The 24143-nt window shown below is 60.2% G+C and carries 25 protein-coding genes and 1 tRNA gene; 19 read left to right on the top strand and 7 right to left on the bottom strand.

The window, feature by feature from the left end; all coding sequences use genetic code 11:
* Positions 1 to 50: 50 nt before the first annotated feature.
* The 3 genes from CW360_RS09235 to CW360_RS09225 are packed head-to-tail and all read right to left on the bottom strand — an operon-like array spanning position 51 to position 2328.
* On the bottom strand, positions 51 to 389 hold the full coding sequence (locus CW360_RS09235; protein WP_101193490.1) for a DNA polymerase III subunit chi: 339 nt from the start codon (positions 387 to 389) through the stop codon (positions 51 to 53).
* Positions 390 to 397: 8 nt separating this feature from the next.
* Positions 398 to 841, bottom strand: coding sequence for a DNA polymerase III subunit chi (locus CW360_RS09230; protein WP_101193489.1), 444 nt, complete (start codon positions 839 to 841; stop codon positions 398 to 400).
* Positions 841 to 2328, bottom strand: a complete 1488-nt coding sequence (locus CW360_RS09225; protein WP_101193488.1) for a leucyl aminopeptidase — start codon at positions 2326 to 2328, stop codon at positions 841 to 843. Before CW360_RS09225 ends, CW360_RS09230 begins: the two co-directional genes overlap by 1 nt.
* Before the next feature lie 220 nt (positions 2329 to 2548).
* Between CW360_RS09225 and lptF the strand changes: the two genes are divergently transcribed.
* The gene (lptF, locus tag CW360_RS09220) at positions 2549 to 3667 is read left to right on the top strand and encodes an LPS export ABC transporter permease LptF (protein ID WP_101193487.1); all 1119 of its coding nucleotides are present in this window, start codon (positions 2549 to 2551) and stop codon (positions 3665 to 3667) included.
* Positions 3660 to 4721, top strand: a complete 1062-nt coding sequence (gene lptG / locus CW360_RS09215) for an LPS export ABC transporter permease LptG (RefSeq protein ID WP_101193486.1) — start codon at positions 3660 to 3662, stop codon at positions 4719 to 4721. The genes lptF and lptG overlap by 8 nt, the downstream gene beginning before the upstream one ends.
* Before the next feature lie 9 nt (positions 4722 to 4730).
* Here the strand turns inward: lptG and CW360_RS09210 are convergent, their stop codons facing one another.
* Positions 4731 to 5228 carry an RDD family protein gene (locus tag CW360_RS09210; RefSeq protein ID WP_093986989.1) on the bottom strand — a complete coding sequence of 166 codons (498 nt, stop codon included), beginning with the start codon at positions 5226 to 5228 and terminating at the stop codon, positions 4731 to 4733.
* Between the two features lie 97 nt (positions 5229 to 5325).
* Positions 5326 to 5538: a cold-shock protein gene (locus CW360_RS09205; RefSeq protein ID WP_084335705.1), complete on the bottom strand. Its 213-nt coding sequence runs from the start codon at positions 5536 to 5538 to the stop codon at positions 5326 to 5328.
* A gap of 707 nt (positions 5539 to 6245) precedes the next feature.
* Here CW360_RS09205 and CW360_RS09200 point away from each other — a divergent pair.
* Positions 6246 to 8399: an adenosylcobalamin-dependent ribonucleoside-diphosphate reductase gene (locus tag CW360_RS09200; RefSeq protein ID WP_093986988.1), complete on the top strand. Its 2154-nt coding sequence runs from the start codon at positions 6246 to 6248 to the stop codon at positions 8397 to 8399.
* A gap of 62 nt (positions 8400 to 8461) precedes the next feature.
* Positions 8462 to 9166 carry a TSCPD domain-containing protein gene (locus tag CW360_RS09195; protein WP_093986987.1) on the top strand — a complete coding sequence of 235 codons (705 nt, stop codon included), beginning with the start codon at positions 8462 to 8464 and terminating at the stop codon, positions 9164 to 9166.
* Positions 9167 to 9283: 117 nt separating this feature from the next.
* Here CW360_RS09195 and CW360_RS09190 read toward each other — a convergent pair.
* A tRNA-Leu gene (locus CW360_RS09190) sits at positions 9284 to 9370 on the bottom strand.
* A gap of 141 nt (positions 9371 to 9511) precedes the next feature.
* On the opposite strand from CW360_RS09190, the gene CW360_RS09185 reads away from it, so the two are divergent.
* The 7 genes from CW360_RS09185 to CW360_RS09155 all read left to right on the top strand — a co-directional run bounded on the left by CW360_RS09185 (position 9512) and on the right by CW360_RS09155 (position 16460).
* Positions 9512 to 10264: a substrate-binding periplasmic protein gene (locus tag CW360_RS09185; RefSeq protein WP_245874694.1), complete on the top strand. Its 753-nt coding sequence runs from the start codon at positions 9512 to 9514 to the stop codon at positions 10262 to 10264.
* Positions 10265 to 10330: 66 nt separating this feature from the next.
* Complete coding sequence (gene queA / locus CW360_RS09180) at positions 10331 to 11374, top strand: tRNA preQ1(34) S-adenosylmethionine ribosyltransferase-isomerase QueA (protein ID WP_101193485.1); 1044 nt, start codon at positions 10331 to 10333, stop codon at positions 11372 to 11374.
* A 20-nt stretch (positions 11375 to 11394) separates the two neighbouring features.
* Positions 11395 to 12510 (top strand): tRNA guanosine(34) transglycosylase Tgt, encoded by a 1116-nt coding sequence (gene tgt, locus CW360_RS09175; RefSeq protein WP_170307376.1) that lies wholly within the window; start codon positions 11395 to 11397, stop codon positions 12508 to 12510.
* 41 nt (positions 12511 to 12551) lie between these two features.
* Positions 12552 to 12890, top strand: a complete 339-nt coding sequence (gene yajC / locus CW360_RS09170) for a preprotein translocase subunit YajC (protein ID WP_093986984.1) — start codon at positions 12552 to 12554, stop codon at positions 12888 to 12890.
* Between the two features lie 78 nt (positions 12891 to 12968).
* Entirely contained in the window at positions 12969 to 14831 is a 1863-nt protein-coding gene (gene secD / locus CW360_RS09165) for a protein translocase subunit SecD (protein WP_101193483.1), read from the top strand.
* 11 nt (positions 14832 to 14842) lie between these two features.
* Positions 14843 to 15751 carry a protein translocase subunit SecF gene (gene secF / locus CW360_RS09160; protein WP_101193507.1) on the top strand — a complete coding sequence of 303 codons (909 nt, stop codon included), beginning with the start codon at positions 14843 to 14845 and terminating at the stop codon, positions 15749 to 15751.
* A 166-nt stretch (positions 15752 to 15917) separates the two neighbouring features.
* Positions 15918 to 16460: a glycine zipper 2TM domain-containing protein gene (locus tag CW360_RS09155; protein ID WP_101193482.1), complete on the top strand. Its 543-nt coding sequence runs from the start codon at positions 15918 to 15920 to the stop codon at positions 16458 to 16460.
* Positions 16461 to 16513: 53 nt separating this feature from the next.
* Here CW360_RS09155 and suhB read toward each other — a convergent pair whose 3' ends face one another.
* Positions 16514 to 17329: a type III secretion system regulator SuhB gene (gene suhB, locus CW360_RS09150; protein ID WP_093986981.1), complete on the bottom strand. Its 816-nt coding sequence runs from the start codon at positions 17327 to 17329 to the stop codon at positions 16514 to 16516.
* Between the two features lie 143 nt (positions 17330 to 17472).
* Here suhB and trmJ point away from each other — a divergent pair, with 143 nt between their 5' ends.
* From trmJ to hscA, 8 genes are all read left to right on the top strand, one after another.
* Positions 17473 to 18246, top strand: a complete 774-nt coding sequence (gene trmJ / locus CW360_RS09145; protein WP_101193481.1) for a tRNA (cytosine(32)/uridine(32)-2'-O)-methyltransferase TrmJ — start codon at positions 17473 to 17475, stop codon at positions 18244 to 18246.
* Positions 18246 to 19028: a serine O-acetyltransferase gene (gene cysE / locus CW360_RS09140; protein ID WP_093986979.1), complete on the top strand. Its 783-nt coding sequence runs from the start codon at positions 18246 to 18248 to the stop codon at positions 19026 to 19028. The genes trmJ and cysE overlap by 1 nt, the downstream gene beginning before the upstream one ends.
* A gap of 170 nt (positions 19029 to 19198) precedes the next feature.
* Positions 19199 to 19690 carry a Fe-S cluster assembly transcriptional regulator IscR gene (gene iscR, locus CW360_RS09135; RefSeq protein WP_101193480.1) on the top strand — a complete coding sequence of 164 codons (492 nt, stop codon included), beginning with the start codon at positions 19199 to 19201 and terminating at the stop codon, positions 19688 to 19690.
* Positions 19691 to 19720: 30 nt separating this feature from the next.
* Positions 19721 to 20935 carry an IscS subfamily cysteine desulfurase gene (locus CW360_RS09130; RefSeq protein WP_101193479.1) on the top strand — a complete coding sequence of 405 codons (1215 nt, stop codon included), beginning with the start codon at positions 19721 to 19723 and terminating at the stop codon, positions 20933 to 20935.
* A 48-nt stretch (positions 20936 to 20983) separates the two neighbouring features.
* Positions 20984 to 21370: a Fe-S cluster assembly scaffold IscU gene (gene iscU, locus CW360_RS09125; RefSeq protein WP_093986976.1), complete on the top strand. Its 387-nt coding sequence runs from the start codon at positions 20984 to 20986 to the stop codon at positions 21368 to 21370.
* 15 nt (positions 21371 to 21385) lie between these two features.
* Positions 21386 to 21709 carry an iron-sulfur cluster assembly protein IscA gene (gene iscA / locus CW360_RS09120; protein ID WP_093986975.1) on the top strand — a complete coding sequence of 108 codons (324 nt, stop codon included), beginning with the start codon at positions 21386 to 21388 and terminating at the stop codon, positions 21707 to 21709.
* 7 nt (positions 21710 to 21716) lie between these two features.
* Entirely contained in the window at positions 21717 to 22238 is a 522-nt protein-coding gene (gene hscB / locus CW360_RS09115; protein ID WP_093986974.1) for a co-chaperone HscB, read from the top strand.
* 42 nt (positions 22239 to 22280) lie between these two features.
* Entirely contained in the window at positions 22281 to 24143 is a 1863-nt protein-coding gene (gene hscA, locus CW360_RS09110; protein WP_093986973.1) for a Fe-S protein assembly chaperone HscA, read from the top strand.

The following is a 24143-nucleotide window of genomic DNA, read 5'->3' as shown; positions in this document are numbered from 1 at the left end:
AGCCGACAAGTATAACGGCAGGGGCTGATGCCCGGCCAGCCACGCGCAGCTTAGCGCTGCTGTTCGCGCAGCAGGCGCTCCAGACGCGCCTGCAGGCGACGACGCAGTTCCGCTTCGATCTGTGGAGCAAAGTCGTCCAGCACGTCCTGCAGGATCAGTTGTGCGGCGGCCCGCAGCTCGCTATCCAGGTCAATGCGTGGCGCGGCAGGCGGTACGGGCGCGGGCGGTGGCGCCACGATCTCAGAGAGCAGCGGAATGCTGTCCAGCGTGATGCTTTCGGTGAGCAGCGGTGGCTCGGCATCGGCCTGGGGTTCGTCGAGCAGGGCGCGGATCGATTCCAGGTCGTGGAGCAGTTGGCTGGGGGCGGGAGCGGGTTTGAGGGTGTCCATGGCGCAGGTCAGAGTTCGACTCGGCGCGGATCATAGCCTTTCTGCCGGTAAAGACGGAAATTCTCCCGGCAGGCGGCCAGTTGTTGTGGCTCCTGGCTGACGATCTCGATGATCCGGCTGAAGCCTTGCAGGTGCTGGCAGAGCTGGCTGTGCAGGTTGATCAGCAGGCCCTGGCGGGCTTCCGGTGTTTCTTCAAGTCCCAGCACTACTGGAGCCGTCGGATTGTCGGCGTGGCGGTTGTGCGGAATGAAGGCTTCACCGCGAAAATGCCAGAGCAGTTCATCGAGGCTGGTCAGTTGCGCGTCATCCGTGCAGCGAATGAATACCGGCAGGCCGGCGCGCCAGCCCTTGCCTGCCAGTTGGCAGGCCGCGCGCAGGCGATCCTGCGCAGCAGCACTGCCCAGCACGTAGAACTCGACGCGCGGTGGCGTCAGCTGCGCGGAGCTGTCCATCAGGCTTTGCAGCGTTCCAGCAGGTACTGGGTGAGCAGGGGTACCGGGCGACCTGTCGCGCCTTTGTCCTTGCCGCCGCTGATCCAGGCTGTGCCGGCGATATCCAGATGCGCCCAGTGGAAGTTCTTGGCAAAGCGCGAGAGGAAGCAGCCGGCAGTGATGGTGCCGGCTTTCGGCCCGCCGATGTTGGCAATGTCGGCGAACGGGCTGTCCAGTTGCTCCTGGTATTCGTCGAGCAGCGGTAGCTGCCAGGCGCGGTCATCGGCGGCTTCACCGGCCTTGAGCAGTTGCTTGATCAGTGTGTCGTTGTTGCCCATCAGGCCGGAAACCTGGCTGCCTAGGGCGACGATACAGGCGCCCGTCAGGGTGGCGATGTCGATCACTGCCTGCGGCTTGAAGCGCTCGGCGTAGGTCAGGGTGTCGCACAGCACCAGACGGCCTTCGGCGTCGGTGTTGAGGATTTCCACGGTCTGTCCGCTCAGCGTAGTGACGATGTCGCCGGGGCGCGTGGCATGCCCGCTGGGCATGTTTTCGGCGCAGGCCAGCAGGCACACCAGGTTGATCGGCAGTTGCAGTTCCAGTACAGCCTTGAGGGTGCCGAGCACGCTGGCGGCGCCGCACATGTCGTACTTCATCTCATCCATGCCCAGGCCGGGCTTGAGGCTGATGCCACCGGTATCGAAGGTGATGCCTTTGCCGACCAAGGCGTAGGGGCGCTCATCCTTGCTCCCACCCTGGTAGTGCAGGGCGATCAGCCGCGGCGGTTGGGCGCTGCCCTGGCCTACGGCGAGGAAAGCTCCGGCGCCGAGCTTTTTCAGGTCTTTTTCGTCGAGTATCTCGACTTTTAGCTGCTTGTGAGTCTTGCCGAGGGCCTTGGCTTGTTCGGCCAGATAGCTGGGGTGGCAGACGTTGGGGGGCAGGTTGCCGAGGTCGCGGGTATAGGCCATGCCCTGGGCAATCGCCTGGGCATGCTGCAGGGCACGCTGGCTGTCGGCGAGGTGTTCGGCACTGCTCAGCAGGGTCAGTTTCTTGAGTTTGCTGGCGGCGGCCTTTTCGCTCTTGAACTGTTCGAAGAGATAACGGCCATCCAGCAGGCTTTCCGCGAGCAGACGAACCTTGCCGTAGACCTGGCGTCCCTTGACCTTGATGTCGTCGAACGCCAGCGTGGCATCACTGCCAGCCAGGCTTTTCAGTGTGCCGAGGGTGGCGCTGGCCAGCTTGCGCCATTGCCGGTCGGACAGTTCGCCCTTGCCGCTGCCAACCAGCAAAACACGCTCGGCCTTGCAGCCTGGCAGGTCGTGCAGCAGCAGGGTCTGCCCCGGCTTGCCAGCAAGATCGCCGCGCTTGAGCAGGCGGCTCAGTGCGCCAGCGCTGGCCTGGTCGACGCTGGCGGCCAGGCTGCCCAGTTTGCCGCCCTCGGCAATGCTGAGCACCAGTGTGGCGGTCTTCACGGTTTCCGGGCGGGCATGTTTGGCAAGCAGTTGCATGATGAGGAGTCCCCAAGACAAACGGTCGGGATTGCAGGATAATGCCGGTCTTTTTCGCGCTGCCCTGTATGGGCTATGGCGCTGCGGCTGCGCTGATGCGGCTGTGCTGTCCCCCGGCAGGAAGGTGCTGGCCTGGAAGGCTGGCGCCTGTCGTGTAGGGCAGTGCGAGCCTAGTTTGAGCGCAGCGGCCCGAGCCTGACAACCCTGGAGTGTCACCGCGTTGATCGTCTTTCGTTACCTTGCCCGTGAAGTGCTCTTGACCCTGGCTGCCGTCTCGGCGGTGCTGTTGGTGATCATCATGAGTGGGCGCTTCATCAAGTACCTGGCCCAGGCTGCTCAGGGATTGCTCGATCCCGGTGTGCTGCTGCTCATCATGGCCTACCGGATTCCCGGTTTTTTGCAGCTCATTTTGCCGCTGGGGCTGTTTCTCGGCATTCTGCTGGCCTACGGTCGCCTCTATCTGGATAGCGAAATGACCGTATTGTCGGCGACCGGCATGAGCCAGCAGCGCTTGCTCGGCTACAGCCTGGCGCCGGCATTGCTGGTCGCGCTGCTGGCTGGCTGGTTGAGCATGGGACTGGCGCCGCAGGGCGTGGCAAGCGTGGCGCGTATCCTCAACGAGCAGGAGGCCATGACCGAGTTCGATACCCTGGTGCCAGGGCGTTTCCAGGCGATGAAAAATGCTACGCGGGTAACCTATAGCGAATCGCTTAGCGAAGACCGGCAACTGCTCAATGATGTGTTCATCTCGGAGAAGCGTCTGCAGAGTGACGGCAAGGATGGCGGGATTGCCGTGCTGGTTGCCGAGCAGGGTTACCAGGAGGTGCGCGCCGATGGTCAGCGCTACCTGATCCTGCAAAATGGCTATCGCTATGATGGGCAGCCCGGGCAGGCGGACTACCGGGTGATTCGCTATGACACCTACGGTGTATTGCTGCCCAAGCCCGAGGTAGCAGGTGAGTTGAGTGAGCGCGAAGCCCTGCCGACCCGTGCGCTGTTGCAGAGCGACAACCTGCGTGAGCAGGCCGAACTGCAGTGGCGCCTGTCCATGCCGCTGCTGGTGTTTGTCGTGACGTTGCTGGCGGTCCCGCTGTCGCGGGTCAATCCGCGGCAGGGACGATTCCTCAAGTTATTGCCGGCCATTCTGCTGTACATGGCCTACCTGGCTTTGTTGATTGCCGCACGCGGTCAGCTGGACAAGGGCAAGCTGCCGTTGGCGCTGGGCCTGTGGTGGGTTCATGGCCTGTTCCTCATGGTGGGTTTGCTGCTGTTGTACTGGGAGCCGCTGCGCCTGAAGTGGGCGGAGCTTCGCGTGCGTCGGGAGGTGGCTCGTGGTTAAGCTGGATCGCTATATCGGTACGCAGGTGTTTTTCAGCATCCTCGCGGTGCTGGGCATTATTCTCGGCCTGGCGCTGCTGTTTGCCTTCATCGATGAGCTGGGGGATGTGCAAGGAAAGTATGGCCTTGGTGAGGCGCTCAGCTATGTCATGCTGACGGCACCGCGGCGTGCCTATGAAATGCTGCCGATGGCTGCGTTGATTGGCAGCCTGATCGGCCTGGGTAGCCTGGCCAGCAACAGTGAACTAACCATCATGCGTGCGGCCGGGGTGTCCATCGGGCGTATTGTCTGGGCCGTGATGAAGCCTTTGTTGGTGTTGATGTTGGCGGGCATCCTGCTGGGCGAGTACCTGGCGCCGTGGAGTGAGAATATCGCCCAGTCGCAGCGTTCCATGGCTCAGGGTGGTGGTGATGCACAAAGTGCCAAGCGCGGGCTGTGGCATCGTCAGGGCGATGAATTCGTGCATATCAATGCCGTGCAGCCCAATGGCGTGTTGTATGGCGTGACACGTTATCAATTCGATGACGCGCGGCGCATGCAGTTTTCCAGCTTTGCCCGGCGAGCTACTTTCCAGGGTGATCACTGGCTGCTGGAGGATGTGCAGAGCACCTTCTTCCGTGAGGGGCGTACCGAGGTGGTGACGGATATCACCTTGCCCTGGGCGGTGCAGCTCAAGCCTGAGCTGTTGTCGACGGTGATCATGGAGCCGGAAAGCCTGTCGATCACAGGGCTGTGGCAATACACCCACTACCTGGCAGAGCAGGGGCTGAATAACGGGCGCTACTGGCTGGCGTTCTGGGTCAAGGTGCTGCAGCCGCTGGTGACTGCCGCGCTGGTGTTGATGGCTATTTCCTTCATCTTTGGCCCGTTGCGCTCGGTGACGCTCGGTCAGCGGGTGTTCACCGGGGTGGTGATCGGCTTCGTGGTGCGAATCAGCCAGGATCTGCTGGGGCCGGCCAGTCTGGTGTTCGGTTTCTCGCCGCTGCTGGCGGTGTTGATTCCGGCAGGGGCTTGCGCCCTGGCTGGCTTCTGGTTGTTGCGGCGCGCCGGCTAGCGCGCCGGATTACTTCTTGTGGGCATCCTTGGGGAGCTGTACCACGATGCTCTCCGAGTAGGCGTCATGCCATGTGCGCCCCTGCTTGTCCCAAAGCATCCAGAGGAAGCCCAGGCCGGCAAATAGCCATGAGCCGATCGCAACAATGAAGCGCAGCAGTGCCTGCCACAAATCAATAGCTGTGCCGTCGGTATTCTGGATGCGCAAACCCCAGGCCTGCATGCCCAGAGTCTGGCCATTGTGTGTCCAGAATTTGGCGTAGAAGGCGAAGAGTCCGAGTAACACCAGGCTGGCCAGCAGGGGGTCGCGATCCAGGGCGCCGGCTTGTGACATGGCCAATAGTTGTTCGCTGCCATAAACCAAGCGTAATACGGCCTGCTGGTAGACAAGGGTAATCACCATCATCAGTGCCACGCTGAGCAGGAAGTCATAGAAACAGGCGGCCAGGCGGCGAGCCAGGCTGGCGCGGGGGTATTGCCCGGGAGGGCGGAGCATATGCTTGGGCATGAGAAGGGTCGCTGGGGTTGCTGGTGCGCGGATTGTAAAAGGCAGCGGGCATAAAAAAACCCCTGATGTCGCCATCAGGGGTTTTTCAGACAGCGGCTTAGCCCAGGATCTGGACCTTGTCAGCCTGCATGCCTTTCTGACCTTGTACGGCTTCGAAGGAAACCTTCTGGCCTTCTTTCAGGCTCTTGAAGCCGTTACCTTCGATAGCGCGGAAGTGTACGAACAGATCCGGGCCGCTCTCGGGAGTGATGAAACCAAAGCCCTTCTCGTCGTTGAACCACTTGACGGTACCGGTTTGACGATTCGACATGTCTTATTTCCTTGAAACTAGAGTTGATGACAGCCCTCTCCGGAGATATGCGGAAAGGCTGGGACTGGTTGCAGAGAGTAAGAGAAGTCGAGCGGGATGTAGCGGATCGGGAGGATCTACTGCACCAGGTCACGATTCAACAGCGACCCATGCAAACACAGTGAGGTCACTGTACGCCAAGTGCGGAAATAAAAACAAGCCCTGCGGGCACGACAAAACCTGCCTCGCCATTCGCCGCAGGCGCACTCGGGCCAGCGGGGCTGATGAAGCAGAAATCAGGTACATAACTGTAGGCAACGCGAAACCACCGAGAAGTAGTGGTCTCGTCCGACAGGAGCGCCGGACGCCTGAATTGCGTTGCCGCACATTGTATTGCTAGGGCAAACATGAAGCTGGCTTTTAGCCAAGGGCGCGCATGTTACAGAAAAGTGCTGGCATTTGCCAGTGATACATGCGTAGCCGACGAGTGGCATGCGGCCTTGTGAACTGTGTCGTGCAGCTGGGTTTGTAGTTCTGCATGCAGTAAAAAGCGTCGTTGTAAAGTCTTGAAAGTCACCATATGCAGGCATAGGATGCCCGCCATCTCACAACATCTAGTATTTTGCCGTTCAGCGCTCAATGCCGCGCGATACGCGGCTTTTAGCCCTGTTGCGCGCTGCTCGGTAGTGAACAACAAACACAATGGTCGCATCGATCAGGAGAGAAAGATGACTCAGTCAGCCAAGGTGCAGCGCTTGCGCGAAGGTGTCTGCGAAATTCCGATGCAGTCTGCATCCGAGGATATCTGGGACAAGAAATACCGCCTGAAAACCAAGGATGGCCAGCCGATCGACAGTACGGTCGATGCGACCTATCAGCGTGTGGCGCGTGCCCTGGCCGAGGTTGAGGACAAGAAGGTTCGTCAGCACTGGTACGAGCAGTTCCTCTGGGCGTTGCGCCATGGTGCCATTCCCGCCGGGCGCATTACCTCCAACGCCGGCGCGCTGGAGCACAAGCCTGCTACCTCGACTATCAACTGTACGGTGTCGGCGACCATCGGCGATTCCATGGACGACATCCTGGCCAAGTTGCACGAGGCGGGCCTGACCCTCAAGGCTGGTTGTGGTATCGGCTATGAGTTCTCCACCCTGCGTCCGCGTGGTGCCTACGTGTCTGGTGCCGGTGCCTATACCTCCGGTCCGCTGTCGTTCATGGATATCTACGACAAGATGTGCTTTACCGTCTCTTCGGCCGGTGGGCGACGCGGCGCTCAGATGGCGACCTTCGATGTCGGTCATCCGGATGTCATGGACTTCATCCGCGCCAAGCGTGAGGGCGGTCGTCTGCGCCAGTTCAACCTGTCGCTGCTGATCACCGAAGGCTTCATGCAGGCGGTCGAGGATGATGCCGACTGGCCGCTGGCCTTCCCGCTGACGCCCGAAGAGGCACAGGTCGACGGTATTGATGTTAACGATCCCAGTCAGGTGATCTGGCGTGAGTGGTCAACCCGCGAGCGTTATATCAGTCGCGCCGATGGCCTGGTGGCCTGTCGCATCTTCCGTACCCTGAAGGCACGGCGTATCTGGGACATGATCATGTCCTCGACCTATGACTTTGCCGAGCCGGGCTTCATTCTCATCGATCGTGTCAATGAGATGAACAACAACTGGTTCTGCGAGGAAATTCGCGCCACCAATCCCTGTGGCGAGCAGCCGTTGCCGCCGCATGGTGCCTGTCTGCTGGGTTCGGTGAACCTGACCCTGTTCGTACGCGATCCGTTTACTGACAAGGCACGTTTCGATTGGGACGAGTACCGCAAGGTCGTGGATATCTTTACCCGCATGCTCGACAACGTGGTGGAGATCAACGGTCTGCCGCTGCCTGAGCAGCGTGAGGAGATTTACCGCAAGCGCCGTCACGGCATGGGCTTCCTGGGGCTTGGCTCGGCCATGACCATGCTGCGTATGAAGTACGGCGATGCGGCGTCGCTGGAGTTCACCGAGCAGGTTTCGCGTGAAATGGCCTTGCAGGGCTGGCGTAGCGCGTTGCAGTTGGCTGAAGAAAAAGGCCCGGCACCGATCATGGATGAGGACTTCACGGTGACCGAGGCGATGCTGGCGCGTCGCCCGGAAATGGCCGCGGATGGCTACCAGGCCGGCGATACGATCAAGGGGCGCCTGCTGTGGGCACGCTATAGCCGCTACATGCAGCAGGTGGCGGCGGTGGAGCCGGAGCTGGCTCAGGCGCTGGCCGAGAAGGGGGGGCGCTTTACCCATCACAGCTCGATCGCGCCGACCGGGACCATTTCCCTGTCGCTGGCCAACAATGCCTCCAACGGCATCGAGCCGAGCTTTGCTCACCATTACTTCCGCAATGTGATTCGCGAAGGCAAGAAGTCCAAGGAAAAGGTCGATGTGTTCAGCTTCGAGCTGCTGGCCTATCGGCAGCTGATCAATGCCGATGCACTGCCGAGCATGGATGAAGCTACGCGCAACCTGCCGGACTATTTCATCGCTGCGGATGACGTGAGTCCGATGCAGCACGTTGACGTGCAGGCCGCTGCCCAGAAGTGGGTGGATTCTTCCATCTCGAAGACTGCCAACGTGCCGACCGATTATCCCTATGAGGATTTCAAGGACATCTACCGTTATGCCTGGCGAAAGGGGCTCAAGGGCTGCACTACCTTCCGTTTCAATCCGGAGGCCTTCCAGGGCGTACTGGTCAAGGAGCAGGACCTGGCCAACACCACTTACCGTTTCAAGCTGGAGGATGGCTCGGTGATCGAGGCCAAAGGCGGCGACGAAATCGAATATGACGGTGAAACCCATACCGCCGCCAACCTTTATGACGCCTTGAAAGAAGGCTACTACGGGAAATTCTGACCTGCTGGGCAGCCAGGCCATGACCGGCTGCCCGCGGCATGACGAACGATCAGGACAATAATATGGCTATCAAAATAACCAGCAAAATCGTCGACTACGAAGTGGCCAAGCCGGATGCGCAGCCGCAGCCGCCGCAGGAATTGCAGGCGGCGACGCCGCTGGAGGAAATGCACGAGAAACTCAAGCGCCCGGAAAACCTTGAGGGTGCCACTTACAAGATCAAGACACCGCACTCCGAGCATGCGCTCTATGTAACCATCAATGATGTGGTGCTCAATCCGGGGAGCGATCACGAGAGCCGGCGTCCCTTCGAGATCTTCATCAATTCGAAGAACATGGAACACTACCAGTGGATTTCGGCGCTGACCCTGATTATCTCCGCGGTATTCCGCAAGGGCGGCGATTGCACCTTCCTGGTCGAAGAGCTGCGCAGTGTGTTTGACCCCAAGGGCGGCTACATGAAACGCGGCGGGCGCTGGATGCCGTCGCTGGTGGCCGAGATCGGCGATGTGCTGGAATTGCACATGAAGAAAATCGGCCTGCTCAAGGATGAAATCGATGAGCACCAAAAGGCTTATCTGGAGCAGAAGCGTGCCGAGTTCGTGCAGGCAACCCAGCCGCCGAAAGCGGTGGATGCCGAGTGTGACGACAGCAATGCGGCTTATCCGGAAGGTGCGCAGATGTGCGGCAAGTGCCACACCAAGGCGATGATCCAGATGGATGGCTGCCTGACCTGCCTGAATTGCGGCGACAGCAAGTGCGGCTGAGCCGTTGATTGACCTTAGCAGCCGGCCCATGTGGCCGGTTTTGCTTTCTGCAGACATGAAAAAACCGGCTCATGGCCGGCTTTCATGTTCAGCCTGTATAGGCTGGGTGTGGCTGTATGGTGCCCCGGGAGAGACTCGAACTCTCACGTTGTTACCAACGGCGGATTTTGAATCCGCTGCGTCTACCGATTCCGCCACCGAGGCTTGTGGCGGCGCAGTATAGGGAGGCGTCTCCGGGTGGTCAATCGTCGGGTGCGCCGTAGATGGATTTTCTGCACTCAGGTCATGCTATGCCTGCAGTGAAGCGTGCGTTGTAGCGTATGGCGGGGAATAGGGAGAGGGCGCGTGCGCAAAGGCTATGCATATGGACTGGTCCTGGGTTGGCTGGTCTTGTCGAACAGTGTGTGTGCGGAAACGCTGCGCTATGCAGTCAGTGACGAAAGCTGGCCGCCCTACTGGGTGGTGGAGGAGGGGCGTATCAGCGGCGTGTTCAGCGAGGTTATGACGGAGCTTGAGCGTCGTCTGGATGTTGAGTTGCAAGCGGCACGACCTGTGCCTCCGCTGCGCGCCCAGAAACAGTTTGCCGATGGCCAGGTGCAGTTGGAATGCTGTGTCAGTCAGGCCTGGCGAACGGCGCCCGAGCAGCAGGCCGTGACCCTGTGGAGCGAGCCTTTGTTGGAGGCGCAGGCGCTGCTGGTGTTTCCCCGAGGCAAGGCGTTTACCTATGCCGCCTTGCGCGACCTGCGTGGTAAGACGATCGCCACCGTGCGCGGCTACGGCTATGCCGGCAGTCAGTACTTTCGTCGCCTGGATGGCCCGGATGGCCTGGCGTTACTGGAACAGGTCGCCAAGGGGCGCAGTCACGCGGGGATTATTGATCGCCTTGAACTGGCCTATCTGCGCCACCGACATGCTGAACTAGGCTGGTTGCTCAGTGATATCGAGGAGGGGCCGTTGGTGAGCCGTTCCGCGTTGCGAGTACGTCTGCATGTGAGTCGTCAGGCATGGTTGCCGGCGTTGAACGCGGCGATTCTTGGCATGCGTCGAGACGGTGCCCTGCAGGACATTCTGGCGCGTTATGCCGCGCCGCTACCTTGAGTGGGTGCATGGTCGCCTGACAGGCTTTCCGGTAAGCTTGCGCACCTTTTTCAAGATCTGCCTGTTATGCGCGTTGCTGATTTTCACTTTGAGTTGCCCGACGAGCTGATTGCCCGCTATCCCCTGGCTGAGCGCCGAGACAGTCGCCTGCTGGTGCTGGATGGGCCCAGTGGGGCTCTCTCCCATCGACGCTTTCCCGACTTGTTGGATTTCCTTGCAGCGGGTGATCTGTTGGTGTTCAACAACACCCGGGTGATTCCGGCGCGTCTGTTCGGACGCAAGGTCAGTGGTGGCAAGTTGGAGATATTGGTCGAGCGTGTGCTCGATGAATATCGTGTGCTGGCTCATGTGCGCTCGAGTAAGTCCCCCAAGCCGGGAAGCCTGATCGACATCGACGGTGCCGGACAGGCGCGCATGCTGGCCCGGCATGACGCTTTGTTCGAGCTGTCCTTTGCCGAGCCGGTGCTGGGTTTGCTTGAGCGTGTCGGGCATATGCCGCTGCCACCCTATATCGACCGTGCCGATGAGGGCAGTGACCGCGAGCGTTACCAGACGGTGTACGCCGAGCGTGCCGGCGCGGTGGCCGCACCTACTGCGGGGCTGCATTTTGACCAGGCGTTGTTGCAGGCGCTGGCGGACAAAGGCGTCGAGCGCGCCTTCGTGACCTTGCACGTCGGGGCTGGCACCTTCCAGCCCGTGCGCGTCGAGCGTATTGAAGACCACCAGATGCACAGCGAGTGGCTGGAAGTCAGCCAGGCTGTGGTGGACGCCGTGGAGGCCTGTCGTGCGCGTGGCGGGCGGGTGGTTGCGGTGGGGACGACCAGTGTGCGCTCACTGGAGACCGCCGCCCGTGATGGCGTGCTGAAACCGTTCTGTGGCGATACGGATATTTTCATCTACCCCGGTCGGCCGTTCCATGTGGTGGATGCGCTGGTCACCAACTTCCACCTGCCCGAATCGACCTTGCTCATGCTGGTTTCGGCATTTGCCGGTTATGCGCAGACTATGGCGGCCTATCAGGCTGCGGTGCGCGAAGGGTATCGTTTCTTCAGTTATGGTGATGCCATGTTCATCACCCGCAATCCCGCCGCACGCGGGCCCGAGGTTTGAGTATGTCGCGCACCTGTCGCATGTCCTTCGAATTGTTGGCGACCGATGGCAAGGCGCGCCGCGGTCGTCTGAGCTTCCCGCGTGGTGTAGTGGAAACCCCGGCGTTCATGCCGGTGGGCACCTATGGCACGGTCAAGGGCATGCTGCCTCGGGATATCGAGGCGATCGGCGCGCAGATCATTCTGGGCAATACCTTCCACCTGTGGCTGCGTCCGGGCACGGAGATCATCCGTCGGCATGGTGATCTGCATGATTTCATGCAGTGGCAGGGGCCGATCCTTACCGACTCAGGTGGTTTTCAGGTGTTCAGCCTGGGGGCGTTGCGCAAGATCAAGGAGGAGGGCGTGTATTTTTCCTCGCCTGTCGACGGTGCCAAGGTCTTCATGGGGCCGGAAGAGTCGATGCAGGTGCAGCGCGAGCTGGGCTCGGACATCGTGATGATTTTCGATGAGTGCACGCCGTACCCGGCCGAGTTTGATGTGGCCAAGCGCTCCATGGAGCTGTCGCTGCGCTGGGCCAAGCGTTCCAAGGACGCGCATGCTGACAACAGCGCGGCGCTGTTCGGTATTGTCCAGGGTGGTATGCACGAGGCGTTGCGCCTGCGTTCGCTGGAGGGGCTGGAAGAGATCGGCTTCGATGGTCTGGCGATCGGTGGCTTGTCGGTCGGTGAGCCGAAAGAGGAAATGATCCGTGTCTTGGATTTTCTGCCGCCACACATGCCGGCTGACAAGCCGCGCTACCTGATGGGCGTAGGTAAGCCGGAGGATCTGGTCGAGGGCGTGCGGCGCGGCATCGATATGTTTGATTGCGTCATGCCCACGCGCAACGCGCGCAATGGTCATCTGTTCATTGATACGGGTGTGCTGAAGATTCGTAATGCCGTGCACAAACATGACGATTCGCCGCTGGACCCTGCCTGCGACTGTTACACCTGCACACACTTCTCCCGAGCCTACCTGCATCACCTGGATAAATGTGGCGAAATGCTGGGTAGCATGCTCAATACCATCCATAACCTGCGTCATTATCAGCGTCTGATGGCTGGTTTGCGTGAGGCTATTCAACAAGGTACATTGGCCGCCTTCGTTGAAGCCTTCTACGCCAAGCGGGGGCTTCCCGTGCCGCCGCTGGACTGAAAAATTCCAACACTTCCAATATCTTGCAACAGGAGCAAGTCATGAGCTTTCTGATTCCCGCCGCCTATGCCGACGCAGCCGCCCCGGCTGCCGCTGCCCCTGCCGGCAGTGGTTTCGAGTGGGTATTCCTGCTGGGCTTCCTGGTCATCTTCTATCTGATGATCTGGCGTCCCCAGGCCAAGCGCGCCAAAGAACACAAGAACCTGATTGGTGGCTTGCAGAAGGGTGATGAGGTGGTCACCAGCGGTGGTATCGCCGGTAAGGTCATCAAGGTCAGCGATGACTTCGTGGTGATCGAAGTGTCCGATACCGTGGAACTGAAGATCCAGAAAGTGGCCATTGCCGCAGCGCTGCCCAAAGGTACGCTGAAAGCCATCTGAGTTCCGGGCAGGTTGTGACCGGCTTCAAACTCATTCCCCGGGGCGCACAAGCGCCCCGCTTCATAAGTGGATAGTGGCATGCTCAACAAGTTTCCTCTGTGGAAATACCTGCTGATCCTGGCGGTGCTGGTGATTGGCTTTATTTATTCGGCACCCAACCTGTATCCGGATGATCCGGCTATCCAGATCAGTGGCAACAGCACGGCGCTGCAGGTCGAGGAAGCGGATCTGCAGCGCGCCAGCCGTGCCTTGCAGGAGGCGGGTATCAGCGTCAAGGCCAGCGAACTGAGCCCGCGTGGCGGCTTGTTGCGCCTGACTGACATGGCTGATCAGTTGCCGGCCAAGGACATCGTGCGTCGCGCCCTCGGGGACGACTATGTGGTGGCGCTTAACCTGGCGCAAACCACGCCGGACTGGCTGCGCAACCTGGGTGGCAGCCCGATGAAGCTGGGGCTGGACTTGTCGGGCGGTGTGCACTTCCTTCTGGAAGTCGATATGGACAAGGCAGTCAGTACGCGTCTTAAGGTCTACGAAAGCGAGATCAAGACCCTGTTGCGCAAGGAGCGCCTGCGTTATCGCAGCCTGCCGGCCCATGAAGAGGGATTCCAGTTGGGCTTTACCGACAGTGCCACGCTGGAAAAGGCGCGTGACCTGGTGCGCAAGAGCTTCAATGACTTTGAGCTGACCACTCTGGAGCGCAACGGTCTGCAAGTGCTGAATTTCCAGCTGAGTCAGCTCAAGTTTGCGGAGATTCGTGAGTACTCGATCAAGCAAAACCTGACCACCGTGCGCAATCGGGTTAACGAACTGGGGGTCGCTGAACCACTGGTGCAGCGCCAGGGTGGCAACCGTATCGTGGTCGAGTTGCCGGGGGTGCAGGATACCGCTGAGGCCAAGCGTATTCTCGGCAAGACCGCCAACCTGGAGTTTCGCCTGGCGGCTGAGCTGGATGCGCCGCGCGCTACCACCGAGTCCTTCGAGTTTCGTCAGGAAGGGCGTGCGCCGGTACTGCTGGAGCGCAGCCTGATCATCACGGGTGATCAAGTGACCGATGCGCAGGCCAGTTTCGATGAAAATGGTCGTCCGCAGGTGAATATCCGTCTGGATGGGCATGGTGGCGAATTGATGAATCGCGCCACGCGTAACAACGTTGGGCGTAGCATGGCGGTCATCTTCATCGAGCAACGCCCGGTTACTCGTTACAGCAAGGAAGTGGTCGACGGCGTCGAGCGCGAAGTTGCTGTGCAGGCGTTCAAGGAAGAAAAGAAAATCATCAGCCTGGCCACCATTCAGTCAGCACTGGGGAGCCAGTTCCGTATTACCGGACTGGATGGTCCGGGCGAGTCTTCCGAGCTGGCCTTGCTGTTGCGAGCCGGCGGCCTGGCTGCACCGATGTATTTTGTCGAAGAGCGCACCATTGGCCCAAGCCTGGGGGCAGAGAACATTACCCTTGGTGTACAGGCTGCGCTGTGGGGCTTCCTGTTCGTCGCGCTGTTCATGATGGCGATCTACAAGGGTTTCGGCCTGCTGGCCAATATTGCCCTGGGCTTCAACATGGTGCTGCTGGTGGCCTTGATGTCGCTGTTCGGCGCCACGCTGACCTTGCCGGGGATCGCCGGGATTGTCTTGACCATGGGCATGGCAGTGGATGCCAATGTGCTGATTTTTTCGCGTATTCGTGAAGAAATTGCCAATGGCATGAGTATCCAGCGGGCCATTCATGAGGGTTTTGATCGGGCCTTCTCGGCGATCCTGGATGGCAACCTGACCACCTTGCTGGTCGGCGCCATCCTGTTTGCCATGGGTACCGGGCCGATCAAGGGCTTCGCGGTGACCTTGTCGATCGGCATCCTGACGTCGATGTTTACGGCGATCTATGTGACGCGTGGCATGGTCAACCTGATCTACGGTGGTCGTGATCTCAAGAAGCTGTGGATCTAAGGGGCGCAATGATGAATCGTGTTATTAATTTCATGGGCATACGCCATGTGGCGGCTGTCGTGACTTTGTTGCTGACCCTGGCGGCAGTGGGCAGCCTGGCGGTTAAAGGCCTGAATTTTGGTCTGGACTTCACGGGCGGCACCCTGATTGAGCTGGGGTATGAGCGGCCAGCCGATCTGCAGAGCATTCGTGGACAGTTGCAGCGCAGTGGTTACGGTGATGCGGTGGTGCAGAGCTTTGGCGCGACCACCGATGTGCTGGTGCGTATGCCGGGTGACGATCCTGAGTTGGGTAAGCGTGTTGCCCAGGCCTTGGAAAAAGCCTCGAGCGATGCCTTTGTAGTCAAGCGTGTCGAGTTCGTTGGGCCGGCAGTGGGTGAAGAGTTGCGCGATCAGGGTGGCATTGCCATGCTGCTGGCGCTGGCCGGCATCCTGGTCTACGTGGCATTCCGCTTCCAGTGGAAGTTCAGTCTGGGGGCCATCCTCTCTCTGGTGCATGATGTGATCATGGTGCTGGGGGTCTTTGCCCTGTTCCAGATTCCCTTCGATCTCACGACGCTGGCTGCAGTGTTGGCGATCATCGGCTATTCGCTCAACGATACGATCGTGGTGTTTGACCGTATCCGTGAGAACTTCCGTCTGCTGCGCAAGGCAGAGTTGATCGAAAACATCAACATTTCCACAACGCAAACCCTGTTGCGTACCTTGGCTACGTCGATCTCTACGCTGTTGGCAGTCGTGGCGTTGATGGTGTTTGGCGGTGAAAGTCTCTGGGGTTTCTCCTTTGCGCTGTGCATCGGCGTGTTGTGTGGCACTTATTCCTCGGTGTACATCGCCAGTATTCTGCTGATTTGGGTGAAGCTCACGCGGGAGGATCTTATTCCGCCTGTGGAGGCTGAAGCGGTCGACGAGCGCCCCTGAGAAGCTGTCATTAACAAGGCCCGGAATATCCGGGCTTTGTGCTATCTGCGGGCTGTGAAACGCTGCACACTTTGCTGATTTGCCTGGAACATTGTGGCGCGCTGCCGCTCCAAGCCGCTAAGCAGGATAAGCCTGTGCGTGCAGCGATTGAGTGGAGCCAAACAAGATGAACAAATCTATTTTACTAGGTGCCGTGTTGGGTGCTGTAGGTGTCACAGCCGGCGGCGCGATGGCTACCTATAGCTGGGTTTCCGGTCCGCAGTACGCCGAGGTAGTGGCGGTGGCGCCTGCGCTGGAAACGGTAAAAACACCGCGTGAAGTGTGTGAGGATGTGCAGGTCACGCGGCGACGGGCGGTTCAGGACCAGCATCAGATTGCTGGAACAGTGATTGGTGCGGTGGCGGGTGGTTTGCTGGGCAACCAGGTGGGTGGCGGTAATGGCAAGAAACTGGCGACCGTAGCCGGGGCGGCGGCGGGTGGCTATGCCGGTAACAAGGTTCAGGAAGGTATGCAGGCACGTGACACCTATGTCACTACTGAGCGGCGTTGCAAGCAGGTGGTCGATAGTGAGCAGCGTCAGGTCGGTTTCGATGTGCAGGTGCAGCACAAGGGGGCTTTGCGTCAGTTGCGTTTGTCCTACGATCCGGGCAAGCGTATTCCGTTGGATGAGCAAGGCGAATTGCTGCTGGTGCAACCAGCGCAGGGGTGAGCAGGTGTGGCGGTATAAAAAAGCACCCCGAGGGGTGCTTTTTTGTGCCTGGCTCAGCGCTTCAGACTGGGTGAGAGGTGCGGCTGTATGGCGGTGAGCACCGCCTTGAAGCACTTGGTATTGCCTGCCACGATCTGGCCTTTCTCAAGGAATTCATGGCCGCCGCTGAAGTCACTGACCAGTCCGCCTGCTTCCTGAATCAACAGGGCGCCTGCGGCCATGTCCCACTCGCTCAGGCCGAACTCCCAAAAGGCATCGAAGCGTCCGGCGGCAACATAAGCCAGATCCAGGCTGGCTGCGCCGGCGCGCCGGATGCCGGCAGTCTGGCCGACCAGGCTGCGGAACATGCCCAGGTAGTTGTCCAGGTTGTCCAGCTGGCTGTCGCGGAACGGGAAGCCGGTGCCGAGCAGTGCGCCTTCCAGGCTTTTGCGTTTGCTGACACGCAGGCGACGGCCATTGAGTGCTGCGCCGCGTCCGCGGCTGGCGGTGAACTCTTCCTGGCGTACCGGGTCGACGATGACCGCGTGTTCCAGTCGGCCACGGTACTTGCAGGCGATGCTGACCGCATAGTGGGGGATGCCGCGCAGGAAGTTGGTGGTGCCATCCAGCGGGTCGATGATCCAAAGGTAGTCGGCCCCTTCGCCCTGGCCTTCGCGCAGGCCGCTTTCCTCGGCAAGGATGCCGTGGGTTGGATAAGCCTTGCTCAGTACAGCAATGATGCTTTGCTCGGCAGCGCGGTCGACTTCGCTGACGTAATCCCGGGCGTCTTTTTCACTGACGGCCAGGGCGTCAAGGCGCTCGACGGAACGGATGATCAGTTCGCCGGCGCTACGGGCCGCGCGCAGCGCGATATTCAGCATGGGCTGCATGGGAATCTACCTGGGGTGTTAAAGAAAGCCGATTATTCTACCAGAAAACTCCCTGCCATGTTGAACGGCAGGTGTTTGCGTGGTGTTTGCCGGGGGGCTTGGGTAAGATTTCGCTCCTTTGATCTGCCAGGCGGGCGTACAAGGTGCTGCAGAACATACGTATTGTGCTGGTTAATACCAGCCATCCCGGCAACATCGGCGGTGCTGCCCGGGCCATGAAGAACATGGGGATCAGCAAGTTGGTGCTGGTCGATCCGGTCGAGTTCCCCAGCGGCAAGGCGGTGGCGCGTGCTTCCGGGGCAACCGATGTGCTGGATGCCGCGCAGGTCGTGTCGACCCTGGAAGAGGCTTTGGTGGGGTGTAATCTGGTGTTTGGCACCAGCGCCCGAGAACGGCGAATTCCCTGGCCGCTGCTGGATCCGCGGGAAAGTGCCAGCAAGGGGCTTGAAGAGTTGCAGCAGGGTGGCGAAATCGCCCTGGTGTTCGGGCGCGAATATGCCGGGCTGACCAACGAGGAGTTGCAGCGTTGTCAGTACCATGTGCACATCCCTTCGGATCCCGAGTTTGGTTCGCTGAATCTGGCGGCGGCGGTGCAGGTGCTCACCTACGAAATGCGCATGGCCTACCTGGCGGCGCAGGGACAGCCGACCAAGATGAACAAGCTGGAAACCACGGCGATGCTCAATGCTCAGCCTGTGACTGCCGATGAGTTGGAGCGTTTTTATGGGCACCTGGAAAGCACGCTGGTACAGATCGGCTTCCTTGATCCGCTGAAACCGCGCCATTTGATGTCGCGATTGCGTCGTCTGTATGGGCGGGCCGGCATCAGCAAGCTGGAAATGAATATCCTGCGCGGCATTCTCACCGAGACGGAAAAAGTTGCTCGGGGTGAGCCACACAAGCGGAGAGACGATTGATGTTCGAACGTATGCGCGAAGATATCCAGAGCGTGTTCCATCGCGATCCTGCGGCGCGCAGTGCCTTCGAGGTGTTGACCTGCTATCCCGGGCTGCACGCGGTCTGGCTGCATCGCCTGGCGCATGCCCTGTGGCGCCATGGCTGGAAGTGGCTGGCGCGGGTGGTGTCGAACTTTGGTCGCTGGTTGACCGGTATCGAAATTCATCCGGGGGCGCGTATCGGGCGACGTTTTTTCATCGATCATGGCATGGGTATCGTGATCGGCGAGACGGCCGAGATTGGTAATGACGTCACCCTGTATCAGGGGGTTACCCTGGGGGGGACCAGTTGGAACAAGGGTAAGCGCCATCCCACCCTAGAAGATGGCGTGGTAGTGGGGGCCGGCGCCAAAGTGCTCGGTCCTTTTACCGTGGGGGCGGGGGCCAAGATTGGCTCCAATGCGGTGGTCACCAAGGCGGTGCCGGCCGGCGCCACGGCGGTGGGTATTCCGGGGCGGATCATTGCCAAGCCTACGGATGAGCAGGAGGCCAAGCGGCAGGCCATTGCTGAGAAGTTTGGCTTCGATGCCTATGGTATGGGGCAAGATATGCCGGACCCGGTGGCTCGTGCGATTGGTCAGTTGCTGGATCATCTGCAGGCGGTGGATGATCGTCTGGAGGGCATGTGCAAGGCGCTCACGGCGTTGGGTAGCGACTATTGCGCCAAGTCGTTGCCGCAGTTGCGCGATGAGGATTTCGTGGCGATCAAGGAAGAAGAGCCGACTGCGCCGCGTGCCGAGTGAGTGTTGTTTTGCAGGGCGGGCGTTTTGCTGCGCCTGCTCTGTTATCATGGCGACGTTTCTAGTTGGCGCTTTTGCTTCAATTCCTACTATTTTGCTTGGTCTTATAGTTGACTTAAATGCTGGGGAATTGCATAATCGGCACAACTTAGCGACTCCCCCTGGTGCTTGCCATGCGATTGACAACCAAAGGCCGTTACGCCGTCACCGCCATGCTTGATTTGGCGCTGCACGGCCAGCAAGGGCCGGTTTCCCTGGCCGACATCTCCGAGCGCCAGGGTATTTCCCTGTCTTATCTCGAGCAGCTGTTTGCCAAGCTGCGTCGTGGCAATCTGGTCTCCAGTGTGCGTGGGCCGGGCGGTGGCTACCAGCTGGCGCGCGAGCTGGAAGGTATCCATGTGGCCCAGGTGATTGATGCCGTGAATGACTCTGTGGATGCCACCCGCTGCCAGGGGCAGGGTGACTGCCAGGGTGGCAATACCTGCCTGACCCATCATCTGTGGTGTGATCTGAGTGATCAGATCCACGCGTTTCTCAGCAATATCAGCCTGGCTGATCTGGTCGCCCGGCGTGAGATTCAGGAAGTGGCCAAGCAGCAGGATACGCGCCACTGTCATGGCAGGATGCCGCACCTGGAGAAGATTCAAGCCTCAGCCATTGACTGAAGGCGCGCCTGCCTGATTTAGGAGAGTTTCATGAAGCTGCCGATCTACCTCGACTATTCCGCTACTACACCGGTTGATCCGCGTGTGGCGGCCAAGATGATGGAATGCCTGACCCTGGATGGTAATTTTGGCAATCCGGCCTCGCGCTCGCATCTGTTTGGCTGGAAGGCCGAGGAGGCTGCCGAAAACGGTCGTCGCCAGGTTGCCGAGCTGGTCAATGCTGATCCGCGCGAGATCGTCTGGACCAGTGGTGCGACAGAGTCCAACAACCTGGCGATCAAAGGTGTGGCGCACTTCTATAGCAGCAAGGGCAAGCACATTGTTACTTCGAAGATCGAGCACAAGGCAGTACTGGATACTTGCCGTCAGCTGGAGCGTGAGGGTTTCGAAGTCACTTATCTGGAGCCGGGCGAGGATGGCCTGATCACGCCGGCGCTGGTCGAGTCGGTGTTGCGTGATGACACCATCCTGGTCTCGATCATGCACGTCAACAATGAAATCGGCACCATCAACGACATCGCGGCGATTGGCGAGCTGACGCGTTCGCGTGGCATTCTGCTGCACTCCGATGCGGCACAGTCAACTGGCAAGGTGGCCATCGACCTGGAGCAGATGAAGGTCGACCTGATGTCCTTCTCGGCGCACAAGACCTATGGCCCCAAAGGTATCGGCGCGCTGTATGTGCGTCGCAAGCCGCGTGTGCGCCTGGAAGCGCAGATGCATGGTGGTGGTCATGAGCGCGGCATGCGTTCGGGTACCCTGGCAACCCATCAGATTGTCGGCATGGGTGAGGCCTTCCGTATCGCCAAGGAAGACATGGCTGCTGACAATCAGCGTATCGCCGCCTTGCGTGATCGCTTCTATAGCCAGGTTGAAGGCATGGAAGAACTGTATCTCAACGGTAGCGCTACAGCGCGTATCCCGCACAACCTGAACCTGAGCTTCAACTACGTCGAAGGCGAGTCGCTGATCATGGCGCTCAAGGACCTGGCGGTATCCTCCGGCTCGGCCTGTACGTCGGCCTCCCTGGAGCCTTCCTACGTGCTGCGCGCCCTGGGGCGCAATGATGAGCTGGCACACAGTTCGATTCGCTTCACTTTTGGCCGTTTCACCACCGAGGAAGAAGTCGATTACGCCGCTGCCAAGGTGCGCGAGGCGGTAGCCAAATTGCGCGAACTGTCGCCGCTTTGGGATATGTACAAAGAAGGGGTCGATCTGAGCAAGGTCGAGTGGCAGGCACATTAACCAGCAAGTCGCCTGTAGAGCGGCCCTGATGAGTGAGGAGTAAGCAACATGGCATACAGTGAAAAGGTCATCGACCACTACGAAAACCCCCGTAATGTCGGCAAGCTGGATGCTGAAGATCCCCATGTCGGTACCGGTATGGTAGGTGCGCCGGCCTGTGGTGATGTGATGCGTCTGCAGATCAAGGTCAGCGACGAGGGCATCATCGAAGATGCCAAATTCAAGACCTATGGTTGCGGCTCGGCTATTGCCTCGAGCTCTCTTGCCACTGAGTGGATGAAAGGCAAGACCCTGGACGAGGCTGCGCAGATCAAGAACACCACGATTGCCGAGGAGCTGGCTCTGCCGCCGGTAAAAATCCACTGCTCGGTGCTGGCCGAAGATGCTATCAAGGCAGCGGTGCAGGACTACAAGCAGAAGAACGGCCTGGCCTGAGGCGCGGAGAAGAGTATGGCGATCAGCATGACCGAAGCCGCGGCGCGCCATGTGCAGCGTTCGCTGGAGGGGCGCGGCAAAGGGGCTGGCATTCGTCTCGGGGTGAAGACCACGGGGTGTTCGGGCCTGGCCTACGTGCTGGAGTTCGTTGACGAACTGGCTGCTGAAGACCTGGTGTTCGAGAGCCATGGTGTGCGCGTCATCATCGACCCGAAGAGCCTGGTGTACCTTGATGGCACAGAGCTGGACTTTGTCCGCGAGGGGCTGAATGAGGGGTTCAAGTTCAATAACCCCAACGTGCGTGGCGAGTGCGGCTGCGGCGAAAGCTTCAACGTCTGAGGTGTCTGTGGGGCGTCCCTGTCATTTCGCCTTGTTTGAGCTGCAGCCTGCGTTTACGGTGGACCTGCAGCAACTGGCTGCGCGCTATCGTGAGCTGGCGCGCGCCGTGCATCCCGACCGGTTTGCCGATGCGGGCGAGCGCGAGCAACGCCTGGCCTTGCAGCGCGCGGCGGAGCTCAACGAGGCCTATCAGGTGCTCAAGAGTGCGCCGCGGCGTGCCCACTACCTGCTGGGGCTGCAGGGGCATGAGTTGCCCATGGAGGCGACCGTGCAGGATCCGCAGTTTCTTCTGCAGCAGATGGAGCTGCGTGAAGAGCTTGAGTCGCTGCACGAGACGGCCGACCTGGCCGGTGTGGCTGCTTTCAAGCAGCGCCTCAAGGCGGCCCAGCTACATCTGGAAGAACAGTTTGCCCACTGCTGGCAGGATGCCGCGCAACGAGACATGGCTGAGCGCCTGATGCGCCGCATGCAGTTCCTCGACAAGTTGGCGCGTGAAGTGCGTCAGCTGGAAGAACGCCTCGACGATTAATCCAGGCCTGCTCAGGCAGGCTGCTCGATAGACTAGACAAGCATGGCCCTATTGCAGATTGCCGAACCCGGACAGACCCCGCAGCCGCATCAGCGACGCCTGGCCGTAGGCATAGACCTGGGTACCACCAATTCGCTGGTGGCAACCGTGCGCAGTGGCCTGGCAGAGCCCCTGGCCGATGAACAGGGGCGCCTGCTCCTGCCTTCTGCGGTGCGCTATCACGCCGACCGTGTCGAGGTGGGTGTCAGTGCTCGTGAAGCAGCAGCGCAGGATCCGCTAAACAGTATTCTGTCGGTCAAGCGCCTGATGGGGCGTGGTCTGGCCGACGTCAAGCAGCTTGGCGAGCAATTGCCTTACCGTTTCAGTGCCGGTGAATCGAGCATGCCCTTCATCGAGACGGTGCAGGGCGCCAAGAGCCCGGTGGAGGTCTCGGCGGATATCCTCAAGGTGCTGCGCCAGCGCGCCGAGGCCAGTCTGGGTGGTGAGTTGGTGGGGGCGGTGATCACCGTGCCCGCCTACTTCGATGATGCGCAGCGCCAGGCGACCAAGGATGCTGCACGGATTGCCGGTCTCAATGTGTTGCGCCTGCTCAATGAGCCTACCGCGGCGGCAGTGGCCTACGGTCTGGACAAGGGGGCCGAAGGTGTCGTGGCGATCTACGACCTGGGTGGTGGGACGTTTGATATTTCCATCCTGCGCCTGAGTCGCGGCGTTTTCGAAGTGCTGGCTACGGGGGGGGATAGTGCCCTGGGTGGCGATGATTTCGATCACGCCATTGCCGCTTGGATTGTCCAGCAAGCTGGCGGCTCCATGGATCTGTCGCCCGCCGAGCAGCGTTCGCTCCTGCAATGCGCCTGTGCTGCCAAAGAGCGACTCACCGATAGTGAGCAAGTCAGCCTGAGCTATGCGGGTTGGTCGGGTGAGCTGAGCAGAGATGCCTTCAATGTGTTGATCGAGCCCTTGCTGGCGCGCACGCTCAAGGCCTGTCGGCGCGTCGTGCGGGATGCCGGCATCGAGGTGGAAGACGTCGAGGCGGTGGTGATGGTCGGTGGCTCGACGCGCGTGCCGCGCGTGCGCGAGACGGTCGGCGAGCTGTTTGGGCTAACCCCGCTGACCGATATCGATCCTGATCAGGTGGTGGCCATTGGTGCGGCTATCCAGGCTGATACCTTGGCCGGTAACAAGCGCGCCGGTGATGAATTGCTGCTGCTCGACGTGATCCCCCTGTCGCTGGGGCTGGAGACCATGGGTGGGTTGCTGGAAAAGATCATTCCGCGCAATACCACCATTCCTATTGCGCGTGCTCAGGATTTCACGACCTACAAGGATGGCCAGACGGCCATGATGATTCATGTCCTGCAGGGTGAGCGTGAACTGGTCAAGGACTGTCGCTCCTTGGCGCGCTTCGAGTTGCGCGGTATCCCGCCGATGGTGGCGGGAGCGGCGAAGATTCGCGTGACTTTCCAGGTGGATGCCGATGGCCTGCTCGGGGTAAGTGCGCGCGAGCTGTCCAGTGGTGTCGAGGCGAGTATCCAGGTCAAGCCTTCCTATGGTCTGACTGATGGCGAAATCGCCCGTATGTTGCAGGATTCCTTTGCCTACGCGGGTGACGACAAGGCCGCGCGTGCCTTGCGTGAGCAGCAGGTTGAGGCGCAGCGCTTGCTTGAGGCGGTCCAGGCTGCGCTGGATGTGGATGGTGAACGGTTGCTCGACGCTCAGGAACGTGAGGTGATCGAGGTGCATATGCAGCAATTGCGCACGCAGGCGACAGGCAGCGATGTGGCTGCGATCGAGGCGCAGATCAAGCGCCTCTCGCAGATCACCGATGCCTTTGCCGCGCGCCGCATGGATGCCAGTATCAAGGCCGCCCTGGCAGGGCGCCGACTCAACGAAATCGAGGAATAG

It is taken from the genome of Pseudomonas fluvialis, from assembly GCF_002835605.1.
Taxonomy (GTDB): Bacteria; Pseudomonadota; Gammaproteobacteria; order Pseudomonadales; family Pseudomonadaceae; genus Aquipseudomonas; species Aquipseudomonas fluvialis.
Note: the sequence above shows the minus strand (reverse complement) of the source record. Positions and strands in the feature narration are given on the sequence as shown.

Bases quoted from the DNA above. Each gene is read 5' to 3' on its own strand.
- CW360_RS09235 (WP_101193490.1), bottom strand. From the start codon at position 389: ATGGACACCCTCAAACCCGCTCCCGCCCCCAGCCAACTGCTCCACGAC.
- CW360_RS09230 (WP_101193489.1), bottom strand. From the start codon at position 841: ATGGACAGCTCCGCGCAGCTGACGCCACCGCGCGTCGAGTTCTACGTG.
- CW360_RS09225 (WP_101193488.1), bottom strand. From the start codon at position 2,328: ATGCAACTGCTTGCCAAACATGCCCGCCCGGAAACCGTGAAGACCGCC.
- CW360_RS09210 (WP_093986989.1), bottom strand. From the start codon at position 5,228: ATGCCCAAGCATATGCTCCGCCCTCCCGGGCAATACCCCCGCGCCAGC.
- CW360_RS09205 (WP_084335705.1), bottom strand. From the start codon at position 5,538: ATGTCGAATCGTCAAACCGGTACCGTCAAGTGGTTCAACGACGAGAAG.
- CW360_RS09200 (WP_093986988.1), top strand. From the start codon at position 6,246: ATGACTCAGTCAGCCAAGGTGCAGCGCTTGCGCGAAGGTGTCTGCGAA.
- CW360_RS09195 (WP_093986987.1), top strand. From the start codon at position 8,462: ATGGCTATCAAAATAACCAGCAAAATCGTCGACTACGAAGTGGCCAAG.
- queA (WP_101193485.1), top strand. From the start codon at position 10,331: ATGCGCGTTGCTGATTTTCACTTTGAGTTGCCCGACGAGCTGATTGCC.
- tgt (WP_170307376.1), top strand. From the start codon at position 11,395: ATGTCCTTCGAATTGTTGGCGACCGATGGCAAGGCGCGCCGCGGTCGT.
- yajC (WP_093986984.1), top strand. From the start codon at position 12,552: ATGAGCTTTCTGATTCCCGCCGCCTATGCCGACGCAGCCGCCCCGGCT.
- secD (WP_101193483.1), top strand. From the start codon at position 12,969: ATGCTCAACAAGTTTCCTCTGTGGAAATACCTGCTGATCCTGGCGGTG.
- secF (WP_101193507.1), top strand. From the start codon at position 14,843: ATGAATCGTGTTATTAATTTCATGGGCATACGCCATGTGGCGGCTGTC.
- CW360_RS09155 (WP_101193482.1), top strand. From the start codon at position 15,918: ATGAACAAATCTATTTTACTAGGTGCCGTGTTGGGTGCTGTAGGTGTC.
- suhB (WP_093986981.1), bottom strand. From the start codon at position 17,329: ATGCAGCCCATGCTGAATATCGCGCTGCGCGCGGCCCGTAGCGCCGGC.
- cysE (WP_093986979.1), top strand. From the start codon at position 18,246: ATGTTCGAACGTATGCGCGAAGATATCCAGAGCGTGTTCCATCGCGAT.
- iscR (WP_101193480.1), top strand. From the start codon at position 19,199: ATGCGATTGACAACCAAAGGCCGTTACGCCGTCACCGCCATGCTTGAT.
- CW360_RS09130 (WP_101193479.1), top strand. From the start codon at position 19,721: ATGAAGCTGCCGATCTACCTCGACTATTCCGCTACTACACCGGTTGAT.
- iscU (WP_093986976.1), top strand. From the start codon at position 20,984: ATGGCATACAGTGAAAAGGTCATCGACCACTACGAAAACCCCCGTAAT.
- iscA (WP_093986975.1), top strand. From the start codon at position 21,386: ATGGCGATCAGCATGACCGAAGCCGCGGCGCGCCATGTGCAGCGTTCG.
- hscA (WP_093986973.1), top strand. From the start codon at position 22,281: ATGGCCCTATTGCAGATTGCCGAACCCGGACAGACCCCGCAGCCGCAT.